Origin of the sequence: Neobacillus niacini NBRC 15566 (assembly GCF_001591505.1) — a bacterium.
GTDB lineage: Bacteria > Bacillota > Bacilli > Bacillales > Cytobacillaceae > Neobacillus > Neobacillus niacini.
In genome coordinates this window covers 277,857-284,687 of the sequence record NZ_BCVA01000004.1, presented here as the reverse complement: position 1 = coordinate 284,687, position 6,831 = coordinate 277,857, and the positions used below count along the sequence as shown (strand labels likewise).

Sequence of the window (6,831 nt, the reverse complement as noted above, 5' to 3'; positions counted from 1 at the left end):
CCCGATTGAGGACAAATCTTTTCGTCGTAGCCGAAGTTTTGTCCTCAAGACACCCAATTGAGGACAAATCTCTTGGTCCCAGCTGGAGTTTTGTCCTCAAGACACCCGATTGAGGACAAATCTTCTTTTCACAGCCGGAGATTTGTCTTCAAGGCCCTCGATTGAGGACAAATCTTCTTTTCACAGCAAGAGTTTTGTCCTCAAGAATCGCTATATACCTAGTACCGATATCTAAGAAACTCAACAAAAATGCGGCTCGATAATCGAGCCGCATTTTTTATTCTATTAAACTGTAACGGTTTCCTTTGCCATTTCTCTAGCCGCTTCGATGACTTGTTCTTTAGCCTTCGCCATGATTTCTGGTATCTGTTTTGGAAAGTGATCCATACCTTCTGCATATACAGTCGGCATGACTTCCATACCTAAGAATCCAAGTACTTTTGTTAAGAAGCGGTCTCCAAATTCAAATTCTACCATTGGACCCGTGGAGTAAATTCCGCCGCGTGTTTGGATATGCAGAGCTTTACGGTTTGTTAGCAGCCCTTTTGCTCCTTCATGCGTATTAATAAATGTCTTGTTTACGATAAATAAATTATCAAGGAATGCTTTTAAAATGGCTGGTGATCCAAAGTTCCAAATTGGTGTAACAAACACATAATAATCCGCTGCAATAAAGCGGTCTGCCAATGCATGCATAGCCGTAATTTGTTTTTTCTCACCCTCCGTAAGCTCATCAAAGGTTTTACCCATAAACGATAATTTAGCACGAGCATACAGTAAGTCCATATCTATTTGAGGGATATCCATATCATATAAATGCATATGTTCTATTTCAACATCAGGCTTCTGTTTTTTAAACTCTTCTAAAAAAGCTTCACCTAGCTGCATCCCCTTTGATAGCTTTATATCATTTTTGGGGTTAACAGTAATATATAGAAGTTTTGCCATCTTATCCTCATCCCTTTTTATATAAATTTCATCTATTCATATAGTACATCAAACTGCTTTGTTCACAGATGAACAATCAGTGAAGTTTATGAAGAAAGTGTGAACTTTTCCAAAAACCTATGAACAAAAAGTGACAATCCTAAATAAAACTAAACGAAACTTAACAAAACTTAACAAAAGTCACTGGAACCATAGTATATTTGTATTATATTTACTTTGCTAATGAAAGGAGGCATAACGGATGAGTGGAAAGGCCTACACACCAGATGAGGTAGCTCAATTGTTCCAAATCTCGAAACATACGGTTTATGAACTGATTAAGCGAGGTGAGCTTCAGGCGTTTAAAGTTGGCAACAAAATGAGGATTGAGTATGAAGAAATAGAACGATATAAGGAAAGCACAAAAGCACCTGCAAAAAAGATACAAGCGGAACAGATTGAACCCCCTGCTTCCATTCAAATTCGATTATCCGGGAGCCATGACTTTTTAGTAGAACATTTTGTAAAACAAACATCGAAGGATTTACACCTGCAAATTCAGCCGACGTACATAGGAAGTCTTGAAGGTCTGATGATGCTCTATCGAGGCCAGACCGATATTGCAGCCATCCATTTATTAGATCCAGCATCACAAGAATACAATCTTCCATTTATCAATCAGCTATTTGTTCACGAATCCATTTGTGTGGTTCGTTTTGCCTCAAGGGAACAAGGCTTTATCGTAGCGAAAGGAAATCCAAAAGGAATATCTAACTTTGGAGATCTCACCAGAAAGGATATTCAGTTTGTAAATCGCCAAAAAGGTGCGGGGACAAGATTTCTTTTAGACTCTATGCTATCCAAACAGGGAATTGACCCTGCTGCTATAAATGGCTACGAGAATGAAGAATGGAATCATTTATCAACCGCTTCTTATATCAGTAGAGGCGTGGCGGACGTTGCCTTTGGGATTCACTCAGCTGCTAGTCATTTAGGATTGGATTTTATTCCAGTCGCCAAGGAACAATTTGATCTTGTATTGCGAATGTCAAACGAGAACAAAGAAAATCTAGTTAAATTGATTCATTACCTTCAGTCCGATCATTTTAAAAGCAGTATAACGGAATTAGAAGGATATGATATTGAAGAATTAGGAAAAGTAATCTATCAAACTAACAAAATGGAGGAAATTTCATGTTGAAAAATCGTTTTTTTGCTACACTAATTGTATTCATGCTTCTCATACTATCCGCATGCGGAAATAGCAACACTGATTCAGCGGATGCTAAGGAGAAAAAGTCAGAACCGAAGGCAGAACCTACTGAATTAATCCTAGCCACAACTACAAGCACTCAGGATAGCGGCTTATTAGATGAATTGCTGCCAATCTTTGAAAAAGAAAACAATGTAAAAGTAAAAACCATTGCCGTTGGTACCGGACAAGCATTAGAGATGGGAACAAAAGGGGAAGCTGATGTCCTTCTAGTCCATGCTCCAAAGTCAGAGGAAGAACTAGTAACAAGTGGTGACGCCATCAATCGTAAACGCGTGATGTACAATGATTTTATTTTAGTAGGACCGAAAGATAATCCTGCAGGCGTAAGTGGCGATGATGTGAAAGCAGCATTCCAAAAAATTACTGAAGTAAAATCAAACTTTATTACTCGCGGTGATGACTCTGGTACCCATAAAAAAGAACTAGGAATTTGGACAGCTGCGAATATCCAGCCAACTGGTGACACCTATATCTCCACTGGACAAGGAATGGGTGCTTCCTTACAAATTGCGAATGAAAAAAATGGCTATATTTTAACCGACCGGGCTACTTGGCTTGCACAGGAGAAAAACTTAACAAACCTAAAAATTGCAGTTGAAGGCGGCACTGATTTAATGAATATTTACCATGTTATGCAGGTAAATCCTGAGAAGCACGACATGGTAAACAGTACAGACGCAGAAAAATTTGTTGAATTCATGGTTGATTCTAAAACTCAAGACGTCATTGAAAGTTTTGGAAAAGAAGAATTTGGACAGTCATTATTTATTAAATATACCGAATAAACCTAGGGAAAGTGGAAGGAGAAGGCCGGATGGAACTTATTATCGATGGACTGAAAAAAGCGGTGGAAATGATTCTAACCGGTGATACAGAGATTTTCGAGATCACTTGGTTAACATTAAGAGTCTGCTTTATGGCTATCCTTATTAGTTCCTTCATTGGCCTGCCCCTTGGAATGCTTCTAGGTCTAACAAGATTTAAAGGCAGAAAACTAATACTTGTTTTCATTAATATCGGCATGGGCTTACCTCCTGTTGTTGCTGGGTTATGGATCACCATGCTCTTGTGGCGTTCTGGTCCTCTCGGACATTTACAATTGCTCTATTCTCCGACTGCCATTGTTATGGCTCAAGTATTGGTTTCCTTACCGATTGTCACAGGCTTAACAAGCTCTGCTTTTCAACAAATCAATGATAAAATGCTTTTGCAAATTAAAGCACTCGGTGCAACGAAACTACAAACCATTATGATACTCTTCAAACAAACCAAAATTGCTATTGTTGCTGCCATAATGGCAGGCTTTGGCCGTGTGATCGCGGAGGTTGGTGCTGCAATGATGGTTGGTGGAAATATCCAAGGAGATACACGTATCCTAACCACTTCTATTGTTATGGAAGTTTCAAAAGGTAACTTTGATGTTGCTCTTGCGATTTCCTTCATTTTATTAACCGTTGCGTTACTCATTACTGCCGCGTTAACCATGTTACAGCAAAGGAAGCGAGTATCATGAATCCATTAATTGAGCTTAAAAACATTACCTATCAGGCACATAATAAAACCATCCTAACGATCCCACATTTTCAAATCCAAGCAGGTGAATTCCTTGGGATGATGGGACCTAATGGTGCTGGTAAAAGCAGCTTGCTTAAAGTAGTGGCTTTGTTAGATCGAATAAGTAGTGGTGAGATTCTCTACCGTGGGCAAGTCGTTCCTAATGGAACTCCCTCCCTTGAACTGCGGCGAAAATTCTCAGTGGCCCTGCAGCAATCTCTGCTACTAGAAGGAACTGTTTTTAACAATATTGCAATTGGTTTAAAGTTAAGAAATGTACCCAAAGCGATCATAAAAGACAAAGTAACATTGTGGATGGAACAGTTTCAAATTAGTCACCTTGCGAAAAAAAACGTCCATTTCCTTTCAGGCGGTGAGGCTCAGCGTGTAAACCTTGCAAGAGCAATGATTGTCGAGCCTGAAATACTTTTTCTGGATGAACCTTTTTCAGCATTAGACTTTCCAACCAAAATTAAATTAATGGATGACTTCAAAGGAATTATTGAAGGCTCGGGAACGACAACCGCCTTTGTCAGTCATGATTTAATGGAAATCAATTATCTAACAAGTTCACTTGCGATTATTGTCAACGGAGAAATTAAGCAGTATGGCCCTACCCAGAGAGTCCTTGAACACCCCAATTCAGCGACTTCTCCTTTCCTAAATGAATGGAAAAAATTTTATCCCTTACATTCTAACAAGCAAAAGCCGCTATCACTCTTGAGATAGCGGCTCTTTTTTATTCCTCGTCTTCTGGAAACCATAAGATAATGGTTGTTCCTTTATTTTTTCTGCTTTTTACTTTTATAATCCCTTTATGTGCTTCCATTAAGGCTTTGACAATGGAAAGCCCAATTCCAGCTCCGCCGGTTTTTCGATCACGCGATTTATCACCGCGGTAAAAACGCTCAAATATATGAGGAATATCTTCCTCAGCCATCCCTGAACCTTCATCTTCGACCTTAAAGCCTACATACCCATCTTTTTCTGTTAATACTGATATGGTTACATTCTTACCTTCTTGTGTATATTTAAGGGCATTGTTTAACACGTTTGAGAGAATCTGCATTAAACGATCCTTGTCGGCTGGGAAGAGGAGTTCCAGATCAGGCTCTTCAATATGAAGATGGACACCCTTTTGTTTAAACAAAGGTACAAACATTTCCCATAATGCAGCCAGCACATTACCAGCTTCTACTTCTACTTTTTCCAATTTAATTTGTGGGTTCTCGGCAGCAAGCAGCTTCTCAAGCTCATTTACCAATCTCACTAGTCGCATTAGCTCTTCATGACTGGATTGTAATCGTGCTGGTGTTGGCTCCCAAATCCCATCTTGGTAGGCTTCAATTTGACTTCTTAACGTAGCTAGCGGTGTCCGGAGCTCATGGGCTAAATCGCCAGTAAACTGCTTTCTTAACATTTCCCCCTTTGCCAACGATTCTGCTAAATTATTAAAGGATATCGCTAGCTGCTTTACCTCTGTTGGCAATCCCGTCAGAGGAATTCGGATTGAAAGATTATGCTGCTGGAGCTCATTGGCTGCAAAGGAAACTTTATTTAAGCTAGACGTTATTTTTTTCGATAATAACATACTAAGAAGAATGGATAACAGTATCGTTAAACAAACGGCTGCATAAATGTATAACTGAATGGTTTGTAAAAAATTATACTCATCATCTATTAAGCCGATTGGGTATATCGCAACAAGTTTACCAATCACTTTATTGTCTGCTTTTAACGTATAGGAAGCAGAATGCCACTCTTCATCATTCGGTTCTGGTTCAGTCAATCCAAGGCTGTTCAAATAGCCCACAATATTAGAGGTCCCCATTTGTAATTGACCACGGTTATCATACAAATCGAAATATAGCTGATCGGTCATCGCATGCTCGTGGAGGAAACCAAAAACAGGGTCCCTGGTAAAATGGCCATTTTTCTGATAGCCCTTTTCAATTTCTGTAATAATTCTATCAATCTTTTTTTCACGATTACGATCTAGATATTTCGTAAAGCTCTCTTCAAATCCCCACTGCATAAAAAAGCTGACAAAGAGGATCCCAATCAGCGAGCTAAGTAATAAATAAAAGAGGATTCTAGACCGCAGTGTTTGAAACATCTAGCACCCCTCCAAATTTATAACCCATCCCAAATACGGTGAGAATAAATGTTGGCTGCCTAGAATCCAACTCGATTTTCTTTCGAAGGTTTTTAATATGCGTGTCCACACTGCGCTCGTAACCTTCGTAATACATACCTTCGTCTTGGATTTTTTCGAGTAAGTCCATCCGGCTATATACTCTTCCAGGATTTAGCGCCATATTGGTTAACAGCTTATATTCAATCGGTGTCAAAATAACATCCTGCCCTTTAACTATTACTTCCTTTTTACTAAGGTCTATGGCCAGCTGTTTATTATTGAATTCAATTCGTTCTACTTTCTCTGTTTTCTTCACTCTTCTTAGGATCGCCTGTACGCGCACCACTACTTCCCGCGGGCTAAATGGCTTCGTTAAATAATCATCTGCCCCCATGACAATCCCGTTAATCCGGTCATCCTCTGCGGACTTCGCGGTCAGCATCAGAATCGGAACATCTGATTCTTTTCTTACTAAGCGGCATACTTCTTCACCAGAAATATCCGGAAGCATTAAATCTAATATAATCAAATCTGGATTTATCGTTTTCGCTTTTTTCAAGGCATCAATACCGTTATCAGCACAATGTATTTCATAGCCCTCTCTCTCGAGGTAGGCTTCGAGAACTTCTATGATTCTTTTTTCATCATCAACAAGCAGTATTTTCATCGTTCTCACTCCCCTTAGCTATAATATATCATGTCGGGGAATCGCTTTTTTCATCTTCACAAATTCATCACAAGTTCTTCATAACATCTACAATATTTCTCGATAAGATGTACCTGTAGCAATGAAAGAGCTATTCATCACCTAAGGTAATGAACCTTCTTGCTTCCCAAATTTTAATCTCTCTTTTTTACATACGGGTTCCCTCAAGCGTTGAGGAATCCTATTTTTTTGCACAAAAAAGTCCTTATCAGCAATTGATAAGGACCTTTT

7 protein-coding genes are annotated in these 6,831 nt (G+C 39.2%); 4 read left to right on the top strand and 3 right to left on the bottom strand.

Going from position 1 to position 6,831, the window contains the following annotated elements; genetic code table 11:
* Nucleotides 1–285 precede the first annotated feature (285 nt).
* Nucleotides 286–948, bottom strand: coding sequence for an FMN-dependent NADH-azoreductase (locus BANA01_RS06105; protein WP_063252122.1), 663 nt, complete (start codon nucleotides 946–948; stop codon nucleotides 286–288).
* Between the two features lie 241 nt (nucleotides 949–1,189).
* Here BANA01_RS06105 and BANA01_RS06100 point away from each other — a divergent pair, with 241 nt between their 5' ends.
* From BANA01_RS06100 to BANA01_RS06085, 4 genes are read left to right on the top strand one after another with little or no spacing between them, the layout of a single operon-like run.
* Entirely contained in the window at nucleotides 1,190–2,128 is a 939-nt protein-coding gene (locus BANA01_RS06100; RefSeq protein ID WP_063252120.1) for a helix-turn-helix transcriptional regulator, read from the top strand.
* The gene (locus BANA01_RS06095; protein ID WP_063252118.1) at nucleotides 2,122–2,988 is read left to right on the top strand and encodes an ABC transporter substrate-binding protein; all 867 of its coding nucleotides are present in this window, start codon (nucleotides 2,122–2,124) and stop codon (nucleotides 2,986–2,988) included. The genes BANA01_RS06100 and BANA01_RS06095 overlap by 7 nt, the downstream gene beginning before the upstream one ends.
* 29 nt (nucleotides 2,989–3,017) lie before the next feature.
* Nucleotides 3,018–3,716 carry an ABC transporter permease gene (locus BANA01_RS06090; RefSeq protein WP_063252116.1) on the top strand — a complete coding sequence of 233 codons (699 nt, stop codon included), beginning with the start codon at nucleotides 3,018–3,020 and terminating at the stop codon, nucleotides 3,714–3,716.
* Nucleotides 3,713–4,486, top strand: a complete 774-nt coding sequence (locus BANA01_RS06085) for an ABC transporter ATP-binding protein (RefSeq protein ID WP_063252115.1) — start codon at nucleotides 3,713–3,715, stop codon at nucleotides 4,484–4,486. Before BANA01_RS06090 ends, BANA01_RS06085 begins: the two co-directional genes overlap by 4 nt.
* 10 nt (nucleotides 4,487–4,496) lie before the next feature.
* Here BANA01_RS06085 and BANA01_RS06080 read toward each other — a convergent pair whose 3' ends face one another.
* Complete coding sequence (locus tag BANA01_RS06080; protein ID WP_063252113.1) at nucleotides 4,497–5,873, bottom strand: HAMP domain-containing sensor histidine kinase; 1,377 nt, start codon at nucleotides 5,871–5,873, stop codon at nucleotides 4,497–4,499.
* Nucleotides 5,851–6,561, bottom strand: coding sequence for a response regulator transcription factor (locus BANA01_RS06075; protein ID WP_063252111.1), 711 nt, complete (start codon nucleotides 6,559–6,561; stop codon nucleotides 5,851–5,853). The genes BANA01_RS06080 and BANA01_RS06075 overlap by 23 nt, the downstream gene beginning before the upstream one ends.
* Between the last annotated feature and the right edge of the window lie 270 nt (nucleotides 6,562–6,831).

Coding starts and splice junctions, on each gene's coding strand:
- BANA01_RS06105 (WP_063252122.1), bottom strand. CDS start 948: ATGGCAAAACTTCTATATATTACTGTTAACCCCAAAAATGATATAAAG.
- BANA01_RS06100 (WP_063252120.1), top strand. CDS start 1,190: ATGAGTGGAAAGGCCTACACACCAGATGAGGTAGCTCAATTGTTCCAA.
- BANA01_RS06095 (WP_063252118.1), top strand. CDS start 2,122: ATGTTGAAAAATCGTTTTTTTGCTACACTAATTGTATTCATGCTTCTC.
- BANA01_RS06090 (WP_063252116.1), top strand. CDS start 3,018: ATGGAACTTATTATCGATGGACTGAAAAAAGCGGTGGAAATGATTCTA.
- BANA01_RS06085 (WP_063252115.1), top strand. CDS start 3,713: ATGAATCCATTAATTGAGCTTAAAAACATTACCTATCAGGCACATAAT.
- BANA01_RS06080 (WP_063252113.1), bottom strand. CDS start 5,873: ATGTTTCAAACACTGCGGTCTAGAATCCTCTTTTATTTATTACTTAGC.
- BANA01_RS06075 (WP_063252111.1), bottom strand. CDS start 6,561: ATGAAAATACTGCTTGTTGATGATGAAAAAAGAATCATAGAAGTTCTC.